This window comes from Brenneria rubrifaciens (genome assembly GCF_005484945.1).
Lineage (GTDB): Bacteria > Pseudomonadota > Gammaproteobacteria > Enterobacterales > Enterobacteriaceae > Brenneria > Brenneria rubrifaciens.
In genome coordinates, this window is record NZ_CP034035.1 from 582,197 (window position 1) to 607,309 (window position 25,113).

Consider the following 25,113-nt stretch of genomic DNA (forward strand, 5'->3'; position numbering starts at 1 on the left):
ACCATGACCTATTCTCGTTCCGCATCGCGCACGGCGCACCGGCGTCTTCCCCAACAGGCATGGGCGCTGGAGCCGCGTATGATGTTCGACGCCGCCGCCGTTGCGACGGCGGAAGCGGCGGTGGCCGCTACCGATACCGCGCCGGGCGTCACCGCCAGCGGCGCGGAGGCCACCATCAGCATTGATGACAACTCAACCGCGCAATCGGTGGATCTGTTCAGCGGCGTGACCGTCTCTACCGACCGCGGCGGCGAGGAACTGACCGATCTGACGATCACCGTGAATAGCAGCGGCGGTAATCAGGCGCTGGTGATCGACGGCAGCGCCATCGCGCTGGCAGCCACGACGACGCCCGGCACCACCACGAACAACGGTTACACATATTCGGTATCGGTCAGCGGCGACAGCACCACCATCACGCTCAGCATTGCTTCCTCGAGCACCGGTTACACCGCCGCGAGCGCGGCCAGCCTGATCGACGGCATCGCCTACAGGACGCTGGACAACACCGTGGAAAGCGGCGCCGTCACGGTAACGCTGACCAGCCTGAGCGATGAAGGCGGCGAGAAAGCCGATCTGAGCAGCATCAGCGCCACCATCGCCATCACCAGCAACATCAATGTTGCGCCGACGCTGTCCGATGACAGCGCACTGGAGCCTGCCGAGTCCTTCACCGTCGCCGATCTTGGCGACGGCGCCGAGGTCGCCTATTCCAGCGACGGCAGCTACGCCTATGCCGCCGGGAAGGGCGCGCTTTCGGTCTTCTCCGTCGACGGCAGCGGCCGTCTGACGCTGTTGCAGACATTGACTGTCGGTGACATGACCACGGCCACCGAGATGGTGATCAGCGCGGACGGCGCTTCGATCTACGCCATTGACGGCATTGGCAACAACGAGAGCGAGTACGACGCCAGCAATATCTATGTGTTCAGCGTCGCCGAAGACGGTTCGCTCAGCCATACAGATACCGTTTCCACCGAAAACGGCCCCGCCACCGGCGGTCTGGCCATTTCGGACGATGGCGCCTGGGTTTATGTCGGCACCGCGTATAACGGCGTGGTGATTTACGCCCGCGACGTCACCACCGGCGCGCTTACCTATGTGGCGCGCGCGCCGGACGACAACAGTCGTGACGGCGTGATCGCCACGTCCGGCGACTATGTTTATGTGGTTTACTCCGGCGCCGGTATCGCCGTCCCGCCCAACGTGACCGTCTATCAGCGCAACGACGACGGCACGTTGAGCACGGTAGCCAGCCTGAGCACCCGCGACATCGACAGCAGCGTCGGCAACGACACGCTGGCGGTATCGGCGGACGGCCAGTATCTGTACCTCGCCGATCCTGATTACAGCGTGATCCTCGCCTTCCAGTTCAGCGGCACGTCGCTCACCCAGCTCGATACCCTCTTCCCCAACGGCGTGGCGAGTATCGCGCTGAGCGACGACGGCAGCCTGCTCTACGCCGCCGCGCCCGACGGCGCGATCGCTGTTTATACGGTCGCCGGCAACGGCGCCCTGACCCTGAGCAGCACGATTGCCGGCAGCGGAAGCGGCAGCGATATCGCGGTTTCCGGCGACGGGTTGTCGATTCTGGTGGCGGGCGGCAGCGTGAACCGCTACACCCGCGTGCAGACGTTGGATCTGGGGGAGGCGCTGACCTTTGCCGGCGGACTGACGCTGAAAGACAGCAACTATGATGTGCTGAACGGCGGCGCGGGTAATTACAACGGCGCCGGCATCAGCGTCAGCGCCAGCACCGAGGGCGGTAGCTTCGGCTTCGCCGACGGCAACGGGCTGACCCTGTCGAACGGCGTGATTTCCCTTGACGGCGGCGCCATCGCCACCCTGAGCGTGAGCGACGGCGCGTTAACCGTGACCTTCACGGCGGACACCGCCGCTGCCGTGGCGAATCAGGTGCTGCAACAGCTCACCTATACCAACGCCGACGCCACGGCCGGCAGTTTTATCCGGCTCAGCGTGATCGCCAGCGACGCGGCGCTGGCCAGCAGCGCCGCGTCGCTCACCTTGCGGGTCAACACGGCGCCGCAGGTCAATACCGATGCGGCTACCGGCTATAGTCTGGGCTCCGCCACCAGCGAAACCGCCTACAGCTTTACCCTGTTCTCCGGCCTGTTCAGCGATGCCGACGGCGACGCCTTGATCTGGCGCGTCGAGGGGCTGCCGGAGGGGCTGAGCTTCGACGCCGCGACTCGCACCATCTCCGGTTCCGCCACCGAAACCGGCTCCTTTTCCGTCGCCGTGACGGTGACCGACGCTTCCGGCGCCAGCGCCTCCGTCGCGCTGGATCTGGTGGTTGAGCAGATCGCCAACCGTGCGCCGGAAGTGAATGCGGACGCTTCCACCACGCTGGCTGCGGCGACCGAAAATGTCGCCTACAGCACCGCACTGGACGCGGGCCTGTTCAGCGACGCCGACAGCGTCTACAACGGCGACAGCCTGACCTGGCGCGTCAGCGGGCTGCCCGACGGCCTGACTTTTGATGCCGCCACCCTGACCATTTCCGGCGTATCCGGCGCATCCGGCGACTACGCCGTTACCGTGACGGTGACCGACGAATCGGGCGCCGCCGCCAGCGCCGATCTGACGCTGCGGGTGATCAGCACGGCCGAGGCCAACAACAGCGCGCCGTCGCTGGTGGCCGACGCCAGCACCCTGACTTATGCCAGCGACGGTTCGCTCAGCGGTTTCAGCAAGTACGTCAACAGCATCACGCTGTCCGAGGACGGCGGTACGCTGGTGATCGCCGCCAGCGACAATAACAACGGCAATGGCGCCAGCTATCTGTACGTCTACAGCCGGGATACCGCCAGCGGCGAACTGGCCCTGTTGCAGACCTTCACGCAGGGCGACAAAGACGATGGCGACGCTGCCAACGGCGTTGAGCTTGACGGCTTGTCAGGTATCACCTCCGTTTCCTATTCAAAAGACGGAAGCTTGCTCTACCTGTCCGGTTATGCCTCCGCCGGCAGCAGCAGCGCCTATTCGATCAGCGTTTTCAGCGTCGGTGACGACGGTGCGTTAGCGCTGGTTGGTCAAGTGGCCAATATCGCTGAAAAAGTGTTGCAGATTGCCGTTGCACCAGACAGCGGGACGTTTTACGCCCTTTCATCCGCCACGGTTTATGCCTACCGCATCGGTGACGACGGCGCGCTGACGGCAATAGATACCTACACGCCGGACAGCGGCTTCGGTACCGCCGTCGCCATGCAAATCGATGACGACGGCACGGTCTACGTGCTGAGCGGCGGACGCCTGACCATTTACACCGCCGCCGCCGATGGCGGTCTGACCTACGCCGGTCAACTGACGCGCAGCGGCACCACGCTGACCTGGACCGACGCCGACGGCACTGCCGCCGCCGCGGGAACTGTCAGTAATGGCAACGCCTTCAATGGCGCCAACGCGTTTGCGGTGTCCGACGCCGGCTACCTCTATCTGACCACCAGCAACGGCTTCCTGACAACGCTGCAATACGACGCCACGGCCAACACCCTGAATCTGGTCAATGCCCAGGATGCGTATAATCCTTTGAGCCAGTATCCGCATGGCCTTACCCTGTCGGCAGATGGCACGACCCTGTATGTGGTGAGCGCCGCCAGCACCAAGATAGCCATTTACACCCTCGGTGAAGACGGCAATCCGACCCTCTCTGGCACGGTGACGACAGCCAGCGCCCTGTCACGGCTGGTTGTCAGCGACGATGGCCGGTTCATTTACGGCGGCAAGCATCTGTATTTCGTCCCCGGCCTCAGCATGGTTAGCGCCACCGGCGTGTCCGTGGCCTACACTGAAGGCGGCACCATCAGTCCCGCCGCCGCCGTGACGCTGTCCGATACCGATTACGACGCGCTGAATGGCGGCGTCGGCAATTATAACGGCGCGACCTTCACGCTGGTGCGCGACGGGGGGGCCGACAGCAACGACAGCTACGGCTTCACCGACGGTAACGGCCTGACGCTGGCCGAGGGGGTGATCTCCCTCAACGGCGCGGCCATCGGTACGCTGCTGAGCGAGAACGGCGCGCTGACCATCACCTTTACCGCCGAGGTGAGCACCGCCGCCGCCAATCTGGTGTTGCAACAAATCAGCTATAGCAATAGCAGCAGTACGCCGGGCAGCAGCATCGCGCTTAAGTTATCGGTGGCGGATCAGTACGCCTCGGGTTCGATCGCCCTCCAGCTTGCGGTTACGCAGATCAATAACGCGCCGATAGTGGAGGCCGGCGGGCAGGCGATAACCTATATCAGCGGCGGCAGCGGTGTGAAGCTGTTCGATGATGTCAGCGTATCGGCCGGGGAGGACGATCAGGCGATCGGCAGCTTTACCCTGGGCGTTTCCGGTCTAAAGGACGGCGAAAAAGAAGTGTTGATCGTCGGTGGCGCCAACGTGACGCTGGTCGATGGCGCGAATGTAAGCGGCTCGGTTTCCGTCGATGTGGTGGAGAGCGACGGCAGTACCAATACCTACAGCTACGCCGTCACCATCTCGGTCAGCGTGACGGACGATGCCGCCGCCGTGACGGTCAGCAGCAGTAGCGGGTTGCCGGCGGAGGTGGCCACGGCGCTGGTCAAAAATATCGCCTACATCAATACCTCATCCGATTATGCTGAAGCGCCCACCACCGGCGAGCGCGTCATTACCCTGACGGCCGTTAAGGACAACGGCGGCACCGCTAACGGCGGCATAGATACCACCGCGCTGTCAATCAGCTCCACGGTCACCGTCAGTCTGACCAACGCCGCGCCTTCGGTCACGGCCGCGGGCGCCGCGACGCGCTATGTTGAAAACGGTGAGGCGGTGGGATTGTTCAACGACGTTGCGGTGTCAACGGGCGAACAGGGCCAGGCCATCACCCACATTGCGCTGGCGGTTTCCGGCCTTAGTGACGGTAAAAGCGAAACGCTGGTCATTGACGGCACCACTGTTTCCCTGACGGCGGGCGCTTCTGGGGAAACCACCAACGGCTACACATACGACGTTTCCCTTGCGGGCGATATCGCCACGGTATACCTCAAGAGCAATGACGGTATCGCCGTGGCCGACGCCACCACACTGATTGCCGGGCTGACCTACGCCAACCTGAGTGACGATCCCACGGCGGGCACGCGCACCGTCACGCTGACCTCGATCCAGGATGACGGCGGCACGGCCAACGGCGGCGCGAATACCGCTTCACTGGCGATTGCGGCGAACGTGGCGGTGGCCGCGGTTAACGACGCGCCGGTCGTCAGCGCCACGCCAGCGGAGGTCATTTACGCCACTTCCGGCAGCAGCGCCGCGCTGTTCAGCGACGTCGCCATCTCAACGGTGGAAAACGGCCAGACCCTCTCAAGCATTACCTTCACCCTCTCCGGCCTGCTTGACGGCAGCAGAGAGACGCTCGCCGTCGCCGGTACGCGCATTGCGCTGGTTGCCGGCAGCGGCACGCTTGACAGTGGCGACACATATACCGTGAGGCTTGACGGCGATACCGCCACCGTGACCATCGCCAGTGCGGACGGCATTGCCGTCGATACCGCGGCAAGCCTGATCGAACAGGCCCGCTATGCCAATCTCAGCAACGCCCAAAGCGCCGGCGAACGCATCATCAGCCTCAGCGTGCAGGACAGCGGCGGTCGAGAAAACAGCGGCAACGATACCGCCACGCTGGAAGCGACCGCGTCTCTCTCCGTGGTGAACAACTCAGTGCCGGCACTCAGCGCCGGCGCCGATTACACCAGCCTGGAAGCGGTTGGCAGCCTGACGGCCATCAGCGGTCTTGCCGATATCGCGGCCAGCGCGCTGACCGCGTCGGGCGATTACCTGTATGCCGTCGACAGCAGCGGCAACATCGCCATTTTCAGCCGCAACACCAACACTGGCGAACTGATGCTGTTGCAGACCCAGGACAGCGGCATTGCGTCCGTTTCGCGTATCGAAGTCAGTGACGACGGCGGTACGGTGTACATGCTTGGCGCGGGCGGGGACAGCGTGACGGTGTTCAGCCGTGACGACATCGGCGGCAACCTGACATGGGTACAGACGCTGACCACGGAAAACGTCGCCGACCTGACGATGTCCGATGACGGCAGCATGCTCTATGTGGTGGATGGCAATTACTCCGGCCTGCTGGTTTACGCCCTGAACGCGGACAGCGGCCAGTATGTGCTGAGCCAGTCCATTACGGCTTCCACCAGCAACGAACCCTATCTGTTCACCGCCGTCGGTATCGAGGCGGTGGGCGACTATGTCTATGTGGTCACCGATCCGGCCGCTGCGTCGGTCGCCAATACCCTGATCGTCTATCAACGGGCGGCGGACGGTACGCTCAGCGCTGTCGCCTGGCAGCGTGACGGCGCGGCCGCGGGCGAAAGCACTATTGATATGTCCGGCCCGGTGGCCATCGCCGTCGCCGGCGATGGCGGCACGATTTATGCGGCCAGCGAGGATGGCATAGCCGCGTTCGGCTTTGACGCCGAGAGCGGCGCGTTGCGCTACCTCGGCGCGGTCAGCGGCCTGTCCGATGTGACTGCCGTCGCGCTGTCCGATGACGACGGTACGTTGTATGTCACCGCTTCGGACGGCAGCCTCAGCCGCTACAAATCCGACAGCGGGACGCTGACGCTTATTGATACGGTCACCCGCGATACCACGGCGGCATTGGCCGGCGCCCGGAACGTGGTGACCGGCGCTCAGGGCGCAGTGGTGGTCACTGGCAGCGCCGGTCTGGTCAGTTTTAAAGATACGTTGACGGAAATCGCCATGGATTACACCGAGCAGGGAACGGTACTGCCGGCGGAGGTCATCACGCTCAGGGACGCCGACTACGACGCGCTGGCCGATGGCGCGGGCAACTACAACGGCGCGGTGATCACGCTGGTGCGCGACGGTGGGAGCAGTAGCGACGATGGCTATGGCTTCAATGACGGTAACGGCCTGACGCGGGTGGACGATACGCTCTATCTGGATGGCGCGGCTATCGCTACCTTCAGCAGCGCAAGCGGCACGCTGACGCTCACCTTCACCGCCGAGGTCAACACGGTCACCGCCAACCGGGTGCTGCAACAGATCAGTTATACCAACGGCAGCGACGATCCGGGCGCCGGCGTGCGTCTCCGGCTGAGCGTGACCGACGCCTATGGCGCCACCGCCAGCGCTACGCTGGCGCTGAGCGTTACCGGAATTAACGACGCGCCGGTACTGACCGCCACCGCCGCTACCCCCAGCTACACGGAAGGCGGCGAAGCCGCCATACTGTTCAGCGACGCGGTTGTCTCCACCGTGGAAGCCGATCAGACCCTTAGCGCTCTGACGCTGAGCGTTTCCGGTTTGCGCGACGGTTCAAGTGAAAAGCTGACCATCGACGGCACGGTAATCGTCCTGGTCGACGGTTCCGGCGCCACCGCCAGCGGCTACGGTTATACCGTGTCTGTCAGCGGCGACACCGCCACCGTTGTGATTTCCGGCGGTACAGGCATGACCGCCGCAAACACCGCTGCCCTCGTCAACGGTATCGCTTACGCCAACGCCAGCGACGATCCGACGGTCGGTACGCGCACCGTTACGCTGACCGCCATTCGGGACAGCGGCGGTACGGCCGACGGCGGCGCAGACGCGACGGCGCTTGCCGTCTCCGCCGCCGTTGACGTCGCGGCGGTCAACAACGCGCCGCTACTGACCGCGACGCCAGCCGATCCTGGCTACACGGCGGGTGACGCTGCGGTATCGCTATTCGACGGCGCGAGTGTTTCCACGATAGAGCGCGGTCAGTCCATTGTGGCGCTGACCGTCACCGTCTTCGGTGTCGTCGACAGCGCTGAGAGCCTGATCGTCGACGGTACGGCCATTATGCTGACCGATGGCGCCGCCATCACGACCGCCAACGGCCTGAGCGTCGCGGTCGCGCTCGACAACGGCACCGCCACGCTGACCATCGGCAGCGGTGGGAGCATTGATGCCGCCACCGCCGCTGCGCTGGTCGACGGTCTGACCTATGCCAACACCAGCGCTACCGTCACCAGCGGCGAACGCGTCGTCACCCTGGTCGCTATCCGGGACGACGGCGGTAGCGCCAATAACGGCACGGATACCGGCGCGCCGAACATTGCGTCGGTGGTCAGCATCGCCAACAGCGCGCCTTATGCCACGGATAGCGAAGCGGCGTTGCCGCAAGCCACTCAGTCGGCGGCATACCGCGCCACGCTCTCGTCCGATTTGTTCCACGACGTCAATGGCGACACCCTGACTTGGAGCATGGCGGGATTGCCGGACGGCCTGAGCTTTGATGGCGCGACGTTAACCATCAGCGGAAAAACGCTGGCCGTCGGCAGTTTTGATCTGACGCTGACGGTAAATGACGGTCAGGGCGGAACGGCCTCCCGCTCCCTGACGCTGGCGATCAACAAACAGCCAGTCATGCCGGTAGTCTCCACTATGCCTGATATGCCGGGCGGCATGATGGCGGCGTGGCTGGATGCGCGTCAGGACGAGTTGGAACGGCCGGACAAGGTGATGCGCCCCGCGCCCCGTGGGGGAGAGTCGTCGGCGGCAACCCGCGTGGCGGCGGGGGCCGCGCCATCGTTCGGCAATGAGCTGTCGCGGGATAACTATCCGCTGGCGGGCGGCGCGGTGGACTACGCCGCAACCCCGTGGCGGTTGGCGCCGATGATGGAAACGCTGATGCCGGTGCTGGACGAGGTGGACTTTTCAACATTGCGGGCGGCTAACGCCGTCGCCGCCACGCCGGAGAACGCGCCGGCTGGCCTGCGGATGCCGCAGCCGGACGGACCGGACGCCAAAGTCGCCTTCTCCGCGCAGTTGCAACAGGCGCAGGCGGCGTATGACGAGTTACTGACCGCATTGGATCAGTTAACGGAAAAGAACGCGTCGTCGGCGGAGTGACGCGCCAGTAACGCGAATTTCACGCAGCAACGTATAACAACATCAACACACGACATTACATTAGAGGGGGAGAACCCTGGTGACTCAGCACATAGCGAAACTCTGGGACAGCAAGCAAAAATCTGCCGGTTCCCAGGCTCTAAAATTGGCGGTAGCGCTGGCCTGTCTGGGGCTGGGCGGGTGTGCGGTAAAGCCTGAACCGGTGACGACGGAACAGCAGGTTCAGCAGGCATTGAGCGATCGGACACAGATGTTTGCCAATCAGGAACCGGTACGCGGCGCCATCACGCTGGATGAGGCGATTGCCCGCGCGCTGAAATACAATTTGCAACAGCGGGTGGCGCTGATGGAGCAGGCGATGGAGGATAACCTGGTCGGCGTCGCCAGCCTGGATATGTTGCCGAAACTGGCGGCCAGGGCGGGGTTGCAAACCCGTGACAACGTGGCCGGGTCCAGCAGTCAATCGGTGACTACCGGCGAGGAATCGCTGGAAGCGTCCACCAGTCAGGATAAAACGCTGCGCACGGCGGACCTGTCGCTGAGCTGGAACGTGCTGGATTTCGGCATCAGCTATTTCAACGCCAAGATGCAGGCGAATAAATCGCTGGCCGCCGAAGAGCGTCGCCGTCGCGTGGTGGCGGACATTACCCGGCAGGTGCGTACCGCCTATTGGGAAGCGGCCACCGCGCAGCGCCTACGGCCGGAAGTGACGGCGGCGCTGACGGATGCGCGTCAGGCGCTGGAATATGCCCGCCAGACCGAGCAACAGCGGCTGCTGGCGCCGGTGGAGGCGCTGCGTTTCCAGAAAAATATGCTGGAAATGGTGCGTCAACTGGAGATTGTCGATAGCGATCTGGTGGTGGCGAAGTCCCGTCTGGCCTCGCTGATGAACTTACCGCCCGCCAGCAAATTTGATGTGGTGGTGCCGGGTGAAAGTCGCCTGATCGCGCCGAAAATGGCCTACACCCTCGACGATCTGGAAAACTTCTCGATGGTAAAACGTCCTGAAGTGCGCGAAGAGAGCTATCTGGCGCGTAACTCGGTGTTGGAGACCCGTAAATCGTTGTTGCGGCTGTTGCCGGGCGTGTCGCTGTTTGCTGGTATCAACGGCGACAGCAACAGCTATCTGGTCAATCGCCAGTGGGCGAACGCGGGCGTGCAGGTGAGCGGCAACCTGCTTAACGTCCTGTCGTGGTCATCGGTGAAACGCGCCGGACAAAGCAACGAGGAACTGGCGGAAGTGCGGCGTCAGGCGCTGCGCATGGCGGTGCTGACGCAGGTGAACGTCGCCTGGCAGGAGTATCAGCAAAGCACCCGCATGTTCAACCGCTATCAGGAACTGGCGCGCATTCAGCGCGGCATTCTCAATCAGACTGCGTTAAGCGTGCGTAATCAGGCGGCGGCGCAGATGGAACAGGTACGCGTCAGCACGGAAACCATTCTGACCACCCGTGCCCGCGACCGCAGCTTTGCCGACGTACAGAATGCGCTGGGCGCGGTGTATCAGGCCGCCGGGCTGGATGTGCTGCCCGACAAGGTCAGCGATACCAGTCTGGCGGCGTTGAGCAACACCATTGCCCGCAGCGCCAGCAATATTGAAACCGGCGGCGTGCCTGTGCCGCGTCTGTCGCTGGCGACGCCGGGCGCGGTAGTCGCCACGGTAACGCCGGCGATCGCGCCGCCGGTGGCGGTCGCGGCGACGCCCGATACGGTGGCCGGAAAACCCTATCGCACGGTCAACGCCGATATGTGGGATAACCTGCAATCACTGCAAGCCGGGGGAACCCATTGATGAAAGCACGGCAGTGGCTGCTGGCGGGGGTGTTGCTGACGCCCCTGTGGGTGCGGGCGGGCGGTGACGGCGATGTTCGCGTACAGCTCAGTGCGGTGCGTTACACCACGCTTTCCAGTGAAATTTCGGCCAAAATAACGGATATCGCGGTGAAAGAGGGCGAACATTTCAAGCAGGGCGATACGCTGCTGACCTTTGACTGTACGGTACTAAAGGAAAAACTGAATTATTCCACCGCCGCCGAAAATGCCGCCCGTAAAAAACTGGCTATCGCCAACCGGTTGGATAAGCTCAACTCGATCAGCTTGTCGGAGGTGGATCAGGCGCGTTCGGCGGCTTCAATGGCGCAGGCGGAAAACGGCGTGAACCGCGCCATGCTGCAACGTTGCGCCATCAAAGCGCCGTTCGCCGGCCGGGTGACGGAAACGAAAGTGAAGCGCTGGGAGTCGGTGCCGGAAGGTAAAGAACTGCTGTCGATTTACGATGACAGCGCCTTCGAGTTGGAAATGATCGTGCCGTCCCGCTGGCTGGTGTGGTTAAAACAGGGCAACCCCTTTCAGGTGACGCTGGATGAAACCGGGCTACGTTATCCGGCTGAAATCAGCCGCATCTCTTCCGCGGTGGAGCCGGTCAGCCAGTCGGTCAAAGTGTTTGGGCGCATCACGCAATCCACCGCCGGGCTGCTGCCGGGAATGAGCGGCGTGGCGGAGATCGCGCCGCCCGCGGCAGGCGTCGGCGCGCCATGAGCCAAACCGTAAGCGAACAGGAACCCCGGCTGGCGCTGCTGGCGGAGTTATTGCAGTTGCAAAGCCGCGCCAGAGCGCGGGAAACGCAGGATGAACTGGCGTTTTTAATCGTCAATGATACGCACAATCTGGTGAAATATCGTCAGGCGCTGCTGTGGGACTGTGAAAAACAGCGTCTGCGCACCGCTTCCGGGCTGGCGTCGATTGACGATAATGCGCCGTTCTGCATCGAGTTCAGCCGTCTGTGCCGCCAGTGGCAGCAGGAGGGGCGGCAGACCCAATCCCTGCGCTGGCAGGATCTTCCCGTCAATGACCAATTGTTGTGGCAGGCGTATCTGCCCGAGTTTTTACTCTGGCTACCTTTGCGGCGTCCGCAGGGCGAAACGCCGCTGGTGCTGATTCTGGCGCGTGACCGCGCGTGGCAACCCGCGGAACAGGTGCTGCTGGAAAAACTGGCCGACGCCTATTCTCATGCCTGGATTGGCCTACGCAAAAACCGCCGCGTCAATACCGGCGGCCGTCCCAACCGCCGCCGCCTGATGCTGGCGGGGGCGATCGCGCTGTTGCTGGTTATGCTGTTCCCGGTACGTCAATCGGTACTGGCCCCGGCGGAGATCGTGGCGTACCGTCCGGTGATGGTGCGCGCGCCGGTGGCCGGGGTGGTGGACGATATTCTGGTTCGCCCCAATCAGCAGATCGCGGCGAATCAACCGCTGGTGCGGTTGGACGCCCGCGAGCTGGAAAACCGTCTGGAGTCGGCGCGCCAGGCGTTTGCCTCGGCCGACGCCCAGTACCGGCAGGCGCAGCAACAGGCGCTGTTCGACGCCAATAGCAAAGCCAGTCTGGTGGTACTGCAAAGTCGGCGGGAGCAGGCGCAGAGCGACATGGATTTTCTGCAACGACAGTTGGCGCGTATGCAACTGGTTTCCCCGCGTGACGGGGTGGCGATCTTTGACGATGCCAGCGACTGGATCGGCCGTTCGGTGGCGATTGGCGAACGTATTATGATGATTGCCGATCCGCATGATGTCGAACTGGAAATCCAGTTGCCCGCCGCCGATGCCATCGCGCTGGAGAAAGGGGCTGATGTGCGGTTATTTCTGAATGTGGCCCCAAACTCCGCGCAGTCGGCGCGGCTGGAGCATATCGGCTACCGTTCGGCGCTCACGCCGGACAACATTATGGCCTATCGGCTGAGAGCCAGGTTTACCCAGGACGATCCGCAATTGCGCGTGGGGTTGAAGGGCACGGCGAAACTGTATGGTCAGCGTACGGTGCTGTTCGTTTACCTGCTGCGTAAGCCACTGGCCACGCTGCGCGTATGGCTGGGGGTGTGATGATGCCGGGCTTGTCGGCCTCCGCCATCAACGGTCTAAGCCAGCGTCCGGCGACATCCCGGTTGTCTCCGCTGCGGGACGAACTGATCCTGCACGCCGGGCCCGCCAACCGTGACGGATCGCCAAGCTGGACGTTGGAAGATCCGCTGCGCGGCCTGTTTTTCCGCATCGGCTGGGTGGAAATGGCGATGCTGTCGCGTTGGTCGTTGGGGGAACCGGCGAAAATTGTGGCGCAGATAAACCAGACGCTGCCGCTGACCATCGACGATAGCGACGTGCAGTGTTTCAGCCGCTTTTTGCAGACCAATAGCTTGACGCGGGCATCCGGCGATGAGGCGCTGGCGCAATTTGGGCGGCAGTTAGCGCAAACACAGGTTTCGTTGTGGCGTAAACTCCTGAAGAACTATCTGTTTTTCCGTATTCCGCTGTGGCACCCGGATCGTTTTCTGCACCGCACCCTGCCGTGGGCGGAACCTTTTTTCAGCCGTTTATGTTTAACACTCACGCTCATTGCGGCGGTGTTGGGACTGTTTCTGGCCGGGCGTCAGTGGGAGACCTTTAAAAACACGTTTCTGCATTTTTTTACCCTGGAAGGGGCGGCGCTGGCAGGCATTACGCTGTGTTTCACCAAAATCCTGCATGAGCTGGGGCACGCCTACGCCTGTAAACATTTTGGCGCGAAGGTTGCCAGCATGGGCGTCGCTTTTCTGGTGATGATGCCGGTACTGTATACCGATACTTCCGGCTCCTGGACGCTCACCCGCCGTCGGCAGCGGATGGCGATCGGCGCCGCCGGGATGTTGACCGAACTGACGCTGGCGGCCTGGGCGACGCTGGCCTGGAGTTTCCTCCCGGACGGCATGCTGCGCAGTGCGGCGTTTATGCTGGCGACCACCACCTGGATCATGACGCTGGCGATCAACCTGAGTCCGTTGATGCGTTTTGACGGCTATTTTCTGTTGTCGGACTGGCTTCAGGTTCCGAATCTGCAACACCGGGGATTTGCCGTGGCGCGCTGGAAGCTGCGCGAATGGCTTTTCGGGCTGGGTGACGAGCCGCCGGAACCGTTCCCGCGCTGGCTACAGCGCACGCTGGCGGGCTACGCCTTCTGCGTGTGGATCTACCGCTTTTTTCTGTTTACCGGCATCGCGCTACTGGTTTATCACATGACGTTCAAGCTGCTGGGTATGCTGCTGTTCGCCGTTGAAATCGGTTATTTCGTGGTATTGCCGGTGGTAAACGAACTGAGTGAATGGCGTAAACGCCGCAAGGATTATCGTATGAACCGGAATATGCTTGTTACGCTGACGCTGAGCGGTATTTTGCTGCTGTTGCTGGTTATTCCCTGGCAGCGCGGCGTTTACGCGCCTGCGCTGTTGCGCGCCGAACAGCAAAGCAGTTTATATATGCCGCTGCCCGCGATGGTAAACAGCATTGATGCGCGGATCGGGCAAACGGTGCAGGCGGGTCAGGTGCTATTTACGCTGGAGGCGGACGCGCTGCTGCACGAGCGGCGGCAGTTGGAGCGGCAAATCGCCACGCTGAACTGGCAGGGGGCGTTTCAGGTATTCAACAAGGAAGCGGCGGCTGAACACCTGCGGGTGAAACAGGAACGAGACGCCGCGCAGCAAAAGCTCAGCGTACTGCAACGCCAGTCGGCCCAATTGACGGTACGCGCGCCGATAAGCGGCGTGGTGGCGGATATGGCTGTACCGCTGGCGGTCGGCGAATGGCTGGCGCAGGGCGAATGGCTGGCGGTGATTACCAAACCGGCAGGCGGGCTGGTGGAAGCTTTTGTGTCGGAAAAAGACTGGCAGCGGCTGCAAACCGGGGGGCGGGGGCATTTTTATCCTCTTGATGCCAGCAGCCCGGCGTTGCCTGTGACGATCGTGGATATCGACCATACCGCAACCCGTGATTTGAGCGCCGCGCCGGAACTGACCTCGACTTACGGCGGAGATATCGCCACGCTGAGCGATTCGCAGCGTAAACTCCACCCTGAGCAGGCCGTTTACCGGGTGGTGCTCAGCCTGCCTGACGGCAGCCGCGGCCAGCGGCAGATATTACGCGGAACGGTGGTGATGGATGGCGAGGCGCAAAGCCTGCTGGTGCGCGGTTGGAAAGTGGTGTCGGCGGTGCTGATCCGGGAACTGTCGTTTTGATTAGGGATGGACGCGCGGTGTCCTCGGTCAAGGCGTGGCGTAGCGGAATATCGGGATAGACAAATGACGAACCCGGCAGGCGCAGCCTCATGACTCCCATCACATTGTGGTTTTTGGTCGCGGTTTTGGCATTTCCCTTCCGCGCGCCTGCCTGGTCCGCAGTTTCTTCGCCCGACTCTCCAGTATCAGATAGCCAATCGTCGCCAGGCACAGCGGCAGGAAGTAGTAGAGCGTGCGATAAGCGAGCAGGGCGGCGATAATCGTGCCGCGAGAAACCGGTTCGCCTGCCAACAGTGCAATAAACACCGCCTCCAGCACGCCGATGCCCGCGGGAATATGAACGATAACCCCGGCAATGCTGCTTATTAGCAGGACGCCGAGCAAAAAGAAGTAGCCCACGGCTTCCCCCATCAGCAACCAGATAATCGCCCCCATCACCATCCAGTTGAGGCTGGAAAGCGCCAATTGCGCCAGCGCGAATTTCCACGACGGCAGCGCCAGCTTTCGTCCTTTGATCGTCATACGGCGCCGTTTGGCGCAGGCCCACAGATAGACTGCAATAACCAGCAGCAACGCGATGCCTAAAATGCGCAACGCCTCCGGGCCGATATACCAGTGTTCGGGCAATCGCACGATGCCCGCGGTAAAAATCACGCCGCCGAGCAAGATATACCCCAGCCAGTTGGTGGCGATGCTCAGTGAGAAGATACGCGTGATATCGCCGCCGGACAGCCCCAGCCGGGAATAGAGCCGGTAGCGCATGCCGATGCCGCCAACCCAGGTACTGAGCGTTAAATTAAAGGCATAACAAATAAATGACACCAGCATCACCTGGCGCTTCGCCAGCTTATGCCCGCAATAGACGCGGCCGAGCAGATCGTAGCAGCCATAAATTAAATAGCTCAGCATTACCAGACCTACGGCGCTCAACAGCGCCGTGCGGTTATAGTCGCGAATGACCTTCCATACCGCTTCCCAGTCGACTTTTTGCGCATAAACAACCAGAAGGACGGCGACGGCGATAAAGAAAAGGCCGTTAAGGATTTTTTTTGCCAGACGCCAGCGCGGATGGGATTTTGACATCAGGGCTTCACTCCGCTGTTTTCCGCTTCGACCCGATCCTGGGTTTCCATCTCCGGCTGCACCGGGGCCGGCACCTGCGATAGCGTCGGCGTATGGGCGGGCAACCAGCCGACTAATGCCGGGAAATGGCGCAGAAAGTGGAACACCAGCACACTTTTGGTCAGGTTCCACCAGGTACGTTTCGGCGCCATCGATTCATCCACGCGCACGCAGTCGTTGACGATAATCTTGCTGAGATTGTCGCGCAGCGTCTGGTTAAAGGCACGATCGTGAATGATGAGGTTGGCTTCCAGATTGAGCGACAGGCTGAGCGGATCGAGATTGCTGGAGCCGACCGTCGCCCAGTGATCGTCCATCAGCGCCACTTTGCCGTGCAGCGGGCGGCGGCGATATTCATAAATCTGTACGCCGCCTTGCACCAGATAGTTGTAAAGCAGACGCGTGCCGGCCTTTACGATCGGTATATCTGGCTCGCCCTGTACGATGAGCTTCACCCGCACGCCGCGCCGCGCCGCATTGCGCATGGCGTGCAGCAGGCGATAGCCGGGGAAGAAATAGGCGTTGGCGATAATCACCTCGCGTTTGGCGTTAGCCAGCATTCGCAGATAGTGGCGCTCAATATCATCGCGATGTTCTTCATTGTCGCGCCAGACGAACAACGCCTGCGCTTCGCCTGGCTTCAGGTTGTCTTCCGGGCGATGGCGGCGCTTCCACCAGCGGCGCGCGGCGGCCTGGCCGGGCAGATTTTCCAGTTCAAACAGCAGAATGTCCTGCACCACCGGCCCTTCAACTTGTACGGCGTAATCCTGCTTGGCTTGCGGGCCGTAGTCGGTCATATGTTCGTCGGAATAGTTAATCCCGCCGACAAACGCCGCCGTATCATCCACCACCACGATTTTGCGGTGCATCCGGCGGAATACATTGGTGCGCATCCCGAACAGAGGAGGGCGCGGATCGTAATAACGGAACACCACGCCGGCAGCGGTGAGCGCATTGACGAATGCCTCGCTTAAATTCGGCGAACCGTAGCCGTCGAGTAAAACGTCTACCTTCACGCCGCGTTGAGCAGCTCGCAATACCACGTCATGAAGCCGACGGCCGACGTTATCTTCAAACCAGATAAACGTTTCAAGGATCACTTTGCTTTGTGCATTGTCGATGGCGTCAAACACCGCCGGGTAAAAATGGTCGCCATTTTCCAGTAGCGTGATTCGGTTTCCTTCTCGCCATGAACATTTCATAAGTATATCTCTGCACTTAAAGGGGCATGGTCGGACAGATGACGCCAACGGCGCAAAGCCAGTGCGGTCGGGCTGCTGGCGTGGGCGTTTTTCACATAAATCCGATCGAGGCGCAGCAGGGGAAAGCCCGCCGGGAAGGTGCGCGCGGGTCTGCCGCGGGTGCGGGTGAAGATCTCCTCAAGTCCGGCCTCGGCTTGCAAAATAGGGTTGGCGCGCTGATGCCAGTCATTGAAATCGCCCGCCACGATCACCGGTTCGCCATCGGGCAGTGAATTGGCCCATTTCGCTATCATCGTTAGCTGTGCTCGGCGATGCGTTTCCCGCAGACCAAGATGCGCCGAGGCCACATGAATGGGAAAAGCCAGCTTCGGCGGCGTAATCCGGCAATACAGCAATCCGCGCTTCTCGCTTTCGCCCACCGAGACGTCGTGATTTTCATAATACTCAATGGGGAAACGCGATAACACCGCATTACCGTGATGGCCTTCGGGATAGACCGCGTTGCGCCCGTAGGCGTAATCGCTCCACATGGTATCGGCGAGGAATTCGTAATGCGTGGTGTCCGGCCAGTTTTCTACATGCAGCGGGTGAACTTCATGGGCGCCCATCACTTCCTGTAAGCAGACGATATCCGCGCCGACGGTGCGTACCGCGTCACGCAGCTCAGGCAAAATGAAGCGGCGATTAAACGCCGTGAAGCCTTTGTGTGTGTTGATGGTGAGCACTTTCAACGAAAAATACCGGAGTTGTTGGGGCATATTCTCCTGCCGACGTCGCTATCTGGATGAAAATAAAGTGTAGTCGCCGCCGCAAAAATCAAGGGGTTTCCCGTGGTCCTCGCATCGGCGGGGATCTGTTTTCGCCGGCGACGCGGCGAGCGACTGAGCGCCGTAGCGTTTGCTCAACAAACGCGATTGGCGGGTTTCGCCGGTTCGCCCGCGTCACAGACAGGGCTGGTTTTCTTTGTTACACTAAGCCACCCGCCAAAGAATTTTTAATTAATTGAAAATGAAGAAGAAAAGACCTGGGTTACAGGATGTGGCCAACCAAGTCGGCGTCACGAAAATGACCATTAGCCGTTATCTGCGTGATCCGCTTAGGGTTTCAGAAGGCTTGCGCAGCAAGATAGCGGCGGCGCTGGATGAACTTGGCTACATTCCCAACCGGGCGCCTGAAATCTTATCCAACGCCACCAGCCGGGCGATTGGCGTTTTGTTGCCTTCACTCACCAATCAGGTGTTTGCTGAAGTGTTGCGCGGTATTGAAAGCGTTACCGACTCTCATGGCTATCAGACCATGATCGCACACTACGGCTATCACGTCGAACGTGAAGAGATGCGCCTGATGTCTTTGCTCTCTTACAATATCGACGGACTGATTCTTTCCGAACGTTCCCACACCAAACGAACGCAGAAAATGATTGAGGTGGCGGGTATCCCGGTGATTGAAATTATGGACAGCGAGTCGCCGTGTATCGATCTGGCCGTCGGGTTCAATAACCATGATGCGGCTTATCAGATGACCAAAACCCTACTTGAGTCTGGGTATTCCCATCCGGTTTATCTTGGCGCCCGGCAGGATGAGCGTACCGTGATTAAAATGCAGGGATATGAGCAGGCTATGCGCGATCGCGGTTTGACCCCCCATAGCGTCTGTACGAAACGTTCGTCTTACTACAGCCTGGGCGGTGAATTGATGAAGGAGGCGCTTGAGTGTTACCCGGACACCGACAGCCTGTTCTGCACCAACGACGATATCGCCATCGGCGCCGTCTTTGAGTGTCAACGCCAGGGGCTGCGTATACCTGAAGATATGGGCATTGCCGGTTTTCATGGGCACGATATCGGCCAGTCGATGGTGCCGAAACTGACCAGCGTGTTGACCCCGCGGGAGAAAATGGGGCAGGTTGCCGCGGAACGGCTCCTTGCCCGCTTGCGGGGGGAAACAGTGACTCCCCGGCGGCTTGATTTGGGGTTTATCCTCTTGCACGGCGGAAGTACTTGAACGCGTTATCGGCGGGATATCACCCCTGCGCCGCGTAAGGCCGCGACGCCCCGGTCGACGACCTGATCGAAACTGCCGCTGATATCGATGGAGAATACGTCGGTTTCATCCGCCGCCGGTTCTTCCAGGGCTTCAAACTGACTTTTCAGCAGGCTGGTTGGCATATAATGACCGGCGCGCGCGTTCAGACGCGCCAGAATTACCTCAAAATCGCCTTTCATATACAGAAAAATCATTTCAGGATTGCCTTCGCGCAGACGATCGCGGTAGCGGCGTTTTAACGCGGAACAGACGATCAGGCCGACTTCGTTTTTGTGGCGTAGACTATAGGCCGCATCATTCAGGCGTTCGAGCCACGGTGCGCGATCATCGTCGTCTAATGGATGCCCGACGGCCATTTTTTGAATATTGGCCCGTGGATGCAGATCGTCCCCGTCTATGAATTTCGCGCCCAATGCGTTGGCAATGGCCGCACCCACGCTGGATTTACCGCATCCAGACACGCCCATGATGATGATGCTTTGTCCCGCCATAAGTTTGATCGCTATCCCAGAATAAATATTTAAGCCTTTTGACCATTCCTTATTTTATCACGTTACCGGTATCATGATACCGGTAACAAACAACGATGTGATAAGTATCACAAAGAGAAATGAGAGCAATCATCATGGTTATTGCAGATAAAATATCGGAAATGTTTTTTCACGGCGCATTGCGTTGAGCCATAAAAACACGTCGCCATCGTTATGACAAAGACTCGATTTTGTATCTGCTTATCCTACTCGATACCGATATCGGAGAACTATTATGCCATTAATCATTGTAGCGATTGGCGTAGCCCTGCTGCTGCTACTGATGATCCGTTGCAAGCTGAACGGTTTCATTTCACTGATACTGGTTTCACTGTTGGTCGGGCTTGCCCTCGGTTATACCACTCAGGGCGCCTTCAACGTCAATGGGGTAATTACGTCGATCAAAAACGGAGTCGGCGGCACATTGGGCAGTCTGGCCCTGATTATGGGGTTCGGCGCCATGTTGGGCAAATTACTGGCTGATTGCGGCGGCGCGCAACGAATCGCTACCACGCTTATCGATAAGTTCGGTAAGGAACGCATCCAATGGGCTGTGCTCTCGACCGGATTTGTGGTGGGTTTCGCCTTGTTCTATGAAGTCGGCTTCGTGCTGTTATTGCCGCTGGTCTTCACTATTGCCGCCGCCGCGCGTATTCCGCTGTTATTTATCGGCGTGCCAATGGCGGCGGCCCTGTCGGTCACTCATGCCTTGCTGCCGCCGCACCCCGGCCCGACCGCCATCAGTATTCTTTTTAAAGCCGACATGGGCAAAACCCTGTTGTTCGGCACAATAATCGCTATCCCGACGGTGATTCTGGCCGGTCCGGTTTATGCCCGCTTCCTGCGGGGGATTGATAAGCCGATCCTGGAAGGATTGCACAACCCGAAAGTCTTTACCGACAGCGAAATGCCAGGCTTCGGCATTAGCGTGGTCACTACCCTGATCCCGGTTATTCTGATGGCGGGCCGCGCCATTGCTGAAATGACGTTGCCCAAAGGTCACGCGTTGCTGTCTTACGCCGAATTTCTAGGCGATCCGGTGATGGCGACCATGATTGCCGTATTGGTCGCCATCTTTACCTTCGGTCTTAACCGCGGCCGCAAGATGGAGCAGGTGATGGATACCATCGGCGATTCGATCAAGATTATCGCCATGATGTTGATGATCATCGGCGGCGGCGGCGCTTTTAAACAGATTCTGGTCGATGGCGGGGTGGCGAAATATATCGAGACGCTGATGGCGGGCAGCACGCTGTCGCCGCTGTTAATGGGATGGGCGATTGCCGCCGCGCTGCGTCTGGCGTTGGGGTCGGCAACCGTGGCGGCGATGACCGCCGGCGGGATTGTCGCGCCGCTGCTGACCATCACCGGCGTGAGCCCTGAACTGATGGTGCTGGCCGTGGGTTCCGGCAGCGTGATCTTCTCTCATGTCAACGATCCCGGTTTTTGGCTATTTAAAGAGTATTTTAATCTGACCATCGTTGAAACGCTGAAGTCGTGGTCGGTGCTGGAAACCATTATTGCGGTTTGCGGTCTGATCGGCTGTCTGCTGCTGAATCGGCTTATTTAGTGTCTGAGAGACGACACGGGGCGATGTCCCGCCTCGGAACCACGATCATCGCGGGAGGTGAGCAGTGAGTCGAACGATCGTGGGTTTGATGGTCATGATGATGACGTGCTCATGACCTGCTTTTCCTCCAGCAACTTTTCGACGACGCCAGGATCGGCCAACGTGGAGGTATCCCCCAGATTGCTGGTGTCGCCCGCCGCGATTTTGCGCAGAATGCGGCGCATAATTTTGCCGGATCGGGTTTTTGGCAATGCGTCGGTCCAGTGGAGAATGTCGGGTGTGGCGATCGGGCCAATCTCTTTGCGAACCCAGTCACGGACTTCGGCGTAGAGCTCGCTGGAAGGCGCTTCGCCGTGGTTCAGCGTGATATAGGCATAGATCGCCTGGCCCTTCATGTTGTGCGGAATACCGACCACCGCGGCTTCGGCGATTTTCGGGTGAGCGACCAGCGCGGACTCGATTTCCGCCGTGCCGAGACGGTGGCCGGAAACGTTGAGCACATCATCAACGCGGCCGGTGATCCAGTAGTCGCCATCTTCGTCCCGGCGTGCGCCGTCGCCGCTGAAGTACATCCCCTTGAAGGTCGAGAAATAGGTTTGCTCGAAACGATCGTGATCGCCGAACAGGGTGCGCGCCTGTCCGGGCCAGGAATCGGTGATCACCAGATTGCCTTCGCAGACGCCCTCTTGCGGGGTGCCGAGATTATCCACCAGCGCGGGCTGAACGCCGAAGAAAGGACGCGTCGCGGAACCGGCTTTGGCTTCGATCGCGCCGGGCAGGGGAGTGATCATTATCCCCCCGGTTTCTGTCTGCCACCAGGTATCGACGATCGGGCATTTCCCGTTACCGATCTTGTTGAAGTACCACTCCCAGGCTTCCGGGTTAATCGGTTCGCCGACGGAACCCATGATCTTCAGCGATTCGCGCGAGGTGCCCCCAATCGCCTTGTCGCCCTCCGCCATCAGCGCGCGGATGGCCGTTGGCGCGGTATAGAGAATATTAACCTGATGTTTGTCGATCACCTGCGCCATGCGGCGGGCGTCCGGCCAGTTGGGAACGCCTTCAAACATCAGCGTAATTGCGCCGCAGGCCAGGGGACCGTACAGCAGATAGCTGTGGCCGGTCACCCAGCCGACATCCGCCGTACACCAGTAGACATCGCCGGGATGGTAATCAAAGACGTATTTGAACGTCAGGGCGGCATAAACCAGATAGCCGCCGGTGGTATGCAGTACTCCTTTGGGTTTGCCGGTCGAGCCGGAGGTATAAAGAATAAACAGCGGGTCCTCGGCGTTCATCTCTTCCGGTAAACAATGATCGTCGGCTTTCCCGATGAGATCGTGCCACCAGAGATCGCGGCCCGCTGCCCACTCCCCTGATGTTCCGGTGCGACGGAAAACGATGACCTTGGTGATGGTGTTGACGCGAGGATTTTTCAGCGCTTCATCAATATTTTTCTTAAGCGGGATAACGCGCCCGGCGCGGATGCCTTCATCCGCGGTGATCACCAGTCTGGCGCTGGAGTCGATGATGCGCCCGGCGATCGCTTCGGGCGAAAAACCGCCAAAAATGACCGAGTGGATAGCGCCAATGCGCGTGCAGGCCAGCATTGCGATGGCGGCTTCCGGCACCATCGGCATGTAGATGGCGACCACATCGCCTTTTTTGACGCCCTGAGACTTCAGGACATTGGCAAAGCGGCAAACAGACTGGTGCAGTTCCCGGTAGGTGAGCTTTTGACTTTCTTTCGCGTCATCGCCTTCCCAGAGGATCGCCGTTTGATCGCCGCGATCGGCAAGGTGGCGATCCAGACAATTGGCGGCTACATTCAATGTGCCGTCTTCAAACCAGCGAATACGGATATGGCCGGGATCGAAAGATGTATTCTTTACCTGCTGGTAACACTTTATCCATTCAACGATTTTTCCCTGTTCCCCCCAAAATGCGGCAGGATCGTCAATGGATTGCTGATACATTTTTTTATATTGAGCGGCATTTATCAGGGCATTTTCCGCGATTGCAGCGGGTATTGTGTGTTTATTATGTTGGGTCATAAAGGCTTCTCCTTAAACATGTTAAGGATATGTCAATAAATAGTTAACTGTGGTTATCAGGTCAGGTTTGTTTCTTTTTTGCGTAATAGATCACGCAATGTAGGGAAAGTAGTGAGTTGTTAATTAAATGATCTTTAAATTGCTCAAAAAAAATCACTTTAGTGCGTCGAACCTGCTAACGACAAGTGATAAATGTCACAATTTAGAAATCAGAGGAACACATTATCTGTTAATGGGGTTCAAAACGATCAATATATTGTTTTCAATAGGTTAAGCCTATTGTTATTTGTTTTTTGATCGCCATATGCGATCAAAAACCATAAAGATCCCCTTTATTCAGCCGATAGTGACAAATAGTTCAGAGTATATTCTTATCAAACTCAGGTAGTTGACTACATCACTGAGTTGGGGTGTTGCATTTTTGTATTAAATGTTATGTTGGTGTAAGCGGTTAATGAAATAGATATTTCTGATTATCAACGGGAAAATAGACGGGGATAATCTATGAACAAGGAAGACGGTCGTGCGGTAACGTTTTCCGCACCTTGGAGCGTATAAACAGTTTACCGCGTCAGACAGATGAAAAGGCTGACTGTTATCTTATTCAGAAAATCCGGGTTTTAAAATTAAACGGTATTAGATACCTTCAGCGTGCTGGATGCCCCGCAGGTTACGGTGAGCGTGGTGCTTATCAATAATGTGCCGTGGGCGAGCATTGATTCCGCATTGCTGAACGATAACTACTATATAGCATGAAGCAGAGGAAATGATGAGTCTGATATTTGGCAAAAATGAGATCATCGGCATACTAAGCCAACCTGTTGAGAACGATCGGCGTGCTGTGGCTGTCATTGATGAAAAGTGTAAGGTGGTGTGTGCCAATTCAGCATTTAATGCACGCTTTGGACTGCGTTCTGAAAATAATGCATCGGTTTCTATTGATGACGTTCTCCCAATTAACGTGAAATTTGCTTATCAGGATTTTATGACGAATTCTGATGCGATAAGTACGCGTGTCGTATCGGATTTGCTGTCTGATGGCTTTACCAATACTCAACTGAGTACGTTGTCTTTTTCCAAATTGAATGTCGAAAACCGCGTAATGTCATTGCTGATCCTGAATCAGGAATCGCCGGATTCCACGACGAACCTGGCTTCTTGAATAGGGCGCAAGCCGCGCCCGGCGAGGCGATGATATCAATGCTAATCGATCGTGTGTTATTACCGGGTAATTCCTCGCTATATTGCGACCTGAATTATTGATCGGATAATTTATAATATTTTCATGACGTTTTTCCGCCTTGAGTGCCCGTTTCTGCCATTATTTCGCTTAACGTTAGAAAGAGTATGGATATTTCCAGCGCTCACGAGATGGTTAGCTTGAAAAATAATGATGGATGTTTCGAGGTGTTATTTCTCTGAATCGCGTTTTATGCTTCTTGATATATTTGTTTATTAAGTAATTTTTATTGCATGTAGTTATTATTATGTATGTTTATTGTTTTTCATGCTTGTTGATCTGCTATTTCTTGCCGGCGGTTTCGTTGACCGATCTGCTGTATTAGGGAAATTTCACTTAAGTTTCTCAATTTTTTTCGATTTGTGGTTCCCCTTGCCGCCTGCTTAGTTGGCATATCTTCTGAAAAACATC

The 25,113-nt window shown here is 58.9% G+C and carries 13 protein-coding genes; 8 read left to right on the forward strand and 5 right to left on the reverse strand.

Annotation, left to right across the window (positions count from 1 at the left end):
- The first annotated feature begins 3 nt into the window (after positions 1-3).
- The 5 genes from EH207_RS02825 (at position 4) to EH207_RS02845 (ending at position 14,938) form a co-directional block, all read left to right on the forward strand.
- Complete coding sequence (locus tag EH207_RS02825) at positions 4-8,901, forward strand: putative Ig domain-containing protein (RefSeq protein WP_137712640.1); 8,898 nt, start codon at positions 4-6, stop codon at positions 8,899-8,901.
- Positions 8,902-8,980: 79 nt separating this feature from the next.
- Positions 8,981-10,693 (forward strand): TolC family protein, encoded by a 1,713-nt coding sequence (locus tag EH207_RS02830; protein ID WP_137712641.1) that lies wholly within the window; start codon positions 8,981-8,983, stop codon positions 10,691-10,693.
- Positions 10,693-11,439: an efflux RND transporter periplasmic adaptor subunit gene (locus tag EH207_RS02835; protein WP_137712642.1), complete on the forward strand. Its 747-nt coding sequence runs from the start codon at positions 10,693-10,695 to the stop codon at positions 11,437-11,439. Before EH207_RS02830 ends, EH207_RS02835 begins: the two co-directional genes overlap by 1 nt.
- Positions 11,436-12,776 carry an efflux RND transporter periplasmic adaptor subunit gene (locus EH207_RS02840; protein WP_137712643.1) on the forward strand — a complete coding sequence of 447 codons (1,341 nt, stop codon included), beginning with the start codon at positions 11,436-11,438 and terminating at the stop codon, positions 12,774-12,776. The genes EH207_RS02835 and EH207_RS02840 overlap by 4 nt, the downstream gene beginning before the upstream one ends.
- Positions 12,777-12,778: 2 nt before the next feature.
- Positions 12,779-14,938, forward strand: coding sequence for an HlyD family efflux transporter periplasmic adaptor subunit (locus tag EH207_RS02845; protein ID WP_137715241.1), 2,160 nt, complete (start codon positions 12,779-12,781; stop codon positions 14,936-14,938).
- Positions 14,939-15,037: 99 nt separating this feature from the next.
- On the opposite strand, the gene EH207_RS02850 is transcribed toward EH207_RS02845, so the two are convergent.
- From EH207_RS02850 to EH207_RS02860, 3 genes are read right to left on the reverse strand one after another with little or no spacing between them, the layout of a single operon-like run.
- Complete coding sequence (locus EH207_RS02850; RefSeq protein ID WP_137712644.1) at positions 15,038-16,021, reverse strand: lysylphosphatidylglycerol synthase domain-containing protein; 984 nt, start codon at positions 16,019-16,021, stop codon at positions 15,038-15,040.
- A complete protein-coding gene (clsB, locus tag EH207_RS02855; RefSeq protein WP_137712645.1) occupies positions 16,021-17,262 on the reverse strand; it encodes a cardiolipin synthase ClsB in 1,242 nt (413 codons plus the stop codon). The genes EH207_RS02850 and clsB overlap by 1 nt, the downstream gene beginning before the upstream one ends.
- Positions 17,259-18,020, reverse strand: a complete 762-nt coding sequence (locus tag EH207_RS02860; protein WP_137712646.1) for an endonuclease/exonuclease/phosphatase family protein — start codon at positions 18,018-18,020, stop codon at positions 17,259-17,261. Before EH207_RS02860 ends, clsB begins: the two co-directional genes overlap by 4 nt.
- Before the next feature lie 250 nt (positions 18,021-18,270).
- Here EH207_RS02860 and gntR point away from each other — a divergent pair, with 250 nt between their 5' ends.
- Positions 18,271-19,266: a gluconate operon transcriptional repressor GntR gene (gene gntR / locus EH207_RS02865; RefSeq protein WP_137712647.1), complete on the forward strand. Its 996-nt coding sequence runs from the start codon at positions 18,271-18,273 to the stop codon at positions 19,264-19,266.
- Positions 19,267-19,271: 5 nt separating this feature from the next.
- Here gntR and EH207_RS02870 read toward each other — a convergent pair whose 3' ends face one another.
- Positions 19,272-19,799 (reverse strand): gluconokinase, encoded by a 528-nt coding sequence (locus EH207_RS02870; protein WP_137712648.1) that lies wholly within the window; start codon positions 19,797-19,799, stop codon positions 19,272-19,274.
- Positions 19,800-20,073: 274 nt separating this feature from the next.
- Here EH207_RS02870 and gntT point away from each other — a divergent pair, with 274 nt between their 5' ends.
- Positions 20,074-21,408, forward strand: a complete 1,335-nt coding sequence (gene gntT / locus EH207_RS02875; RefSeq protein WP_137712649.1) for a gluconate transporter — start codon at positions 20,074-20,076, stop codon at positions 21,406-21,408.
- A gap of 92 nt (positions 21,409-21,500) precedes the next feature.
- On the opposite strand, the gene acs is transcribed toward gntT, so the two are convergent.
- Positions 21,501-23,462: an acetate--CoA ligase gene (gene acs, locus EH207_RS02880; RefSeq protein WP_137712650.1), complete on the reverse strand. Its 1,962-nt coding sequence runs from the start codon at positions 23,460-23,462 to the stop codon at positions 21,501-21,503.
- Positions 23,463-24,231: 769 nt separating this feature from the next.
- On the opposite strand from acs, the gene EH207_RS02885 reads away from it, so the two are divergent.
- A complete protein-coding gene (locus EH207_RS02885; protein WP_137715242.1) occupies positions 24,232-24,624 on the forward strand; it encodes a transcriptional regulator in 393 nt (130 codons plus the stop codon).
- The last annotated feature ends 489 nt before the right edge of the window (positions 24,625-25,113 follow it).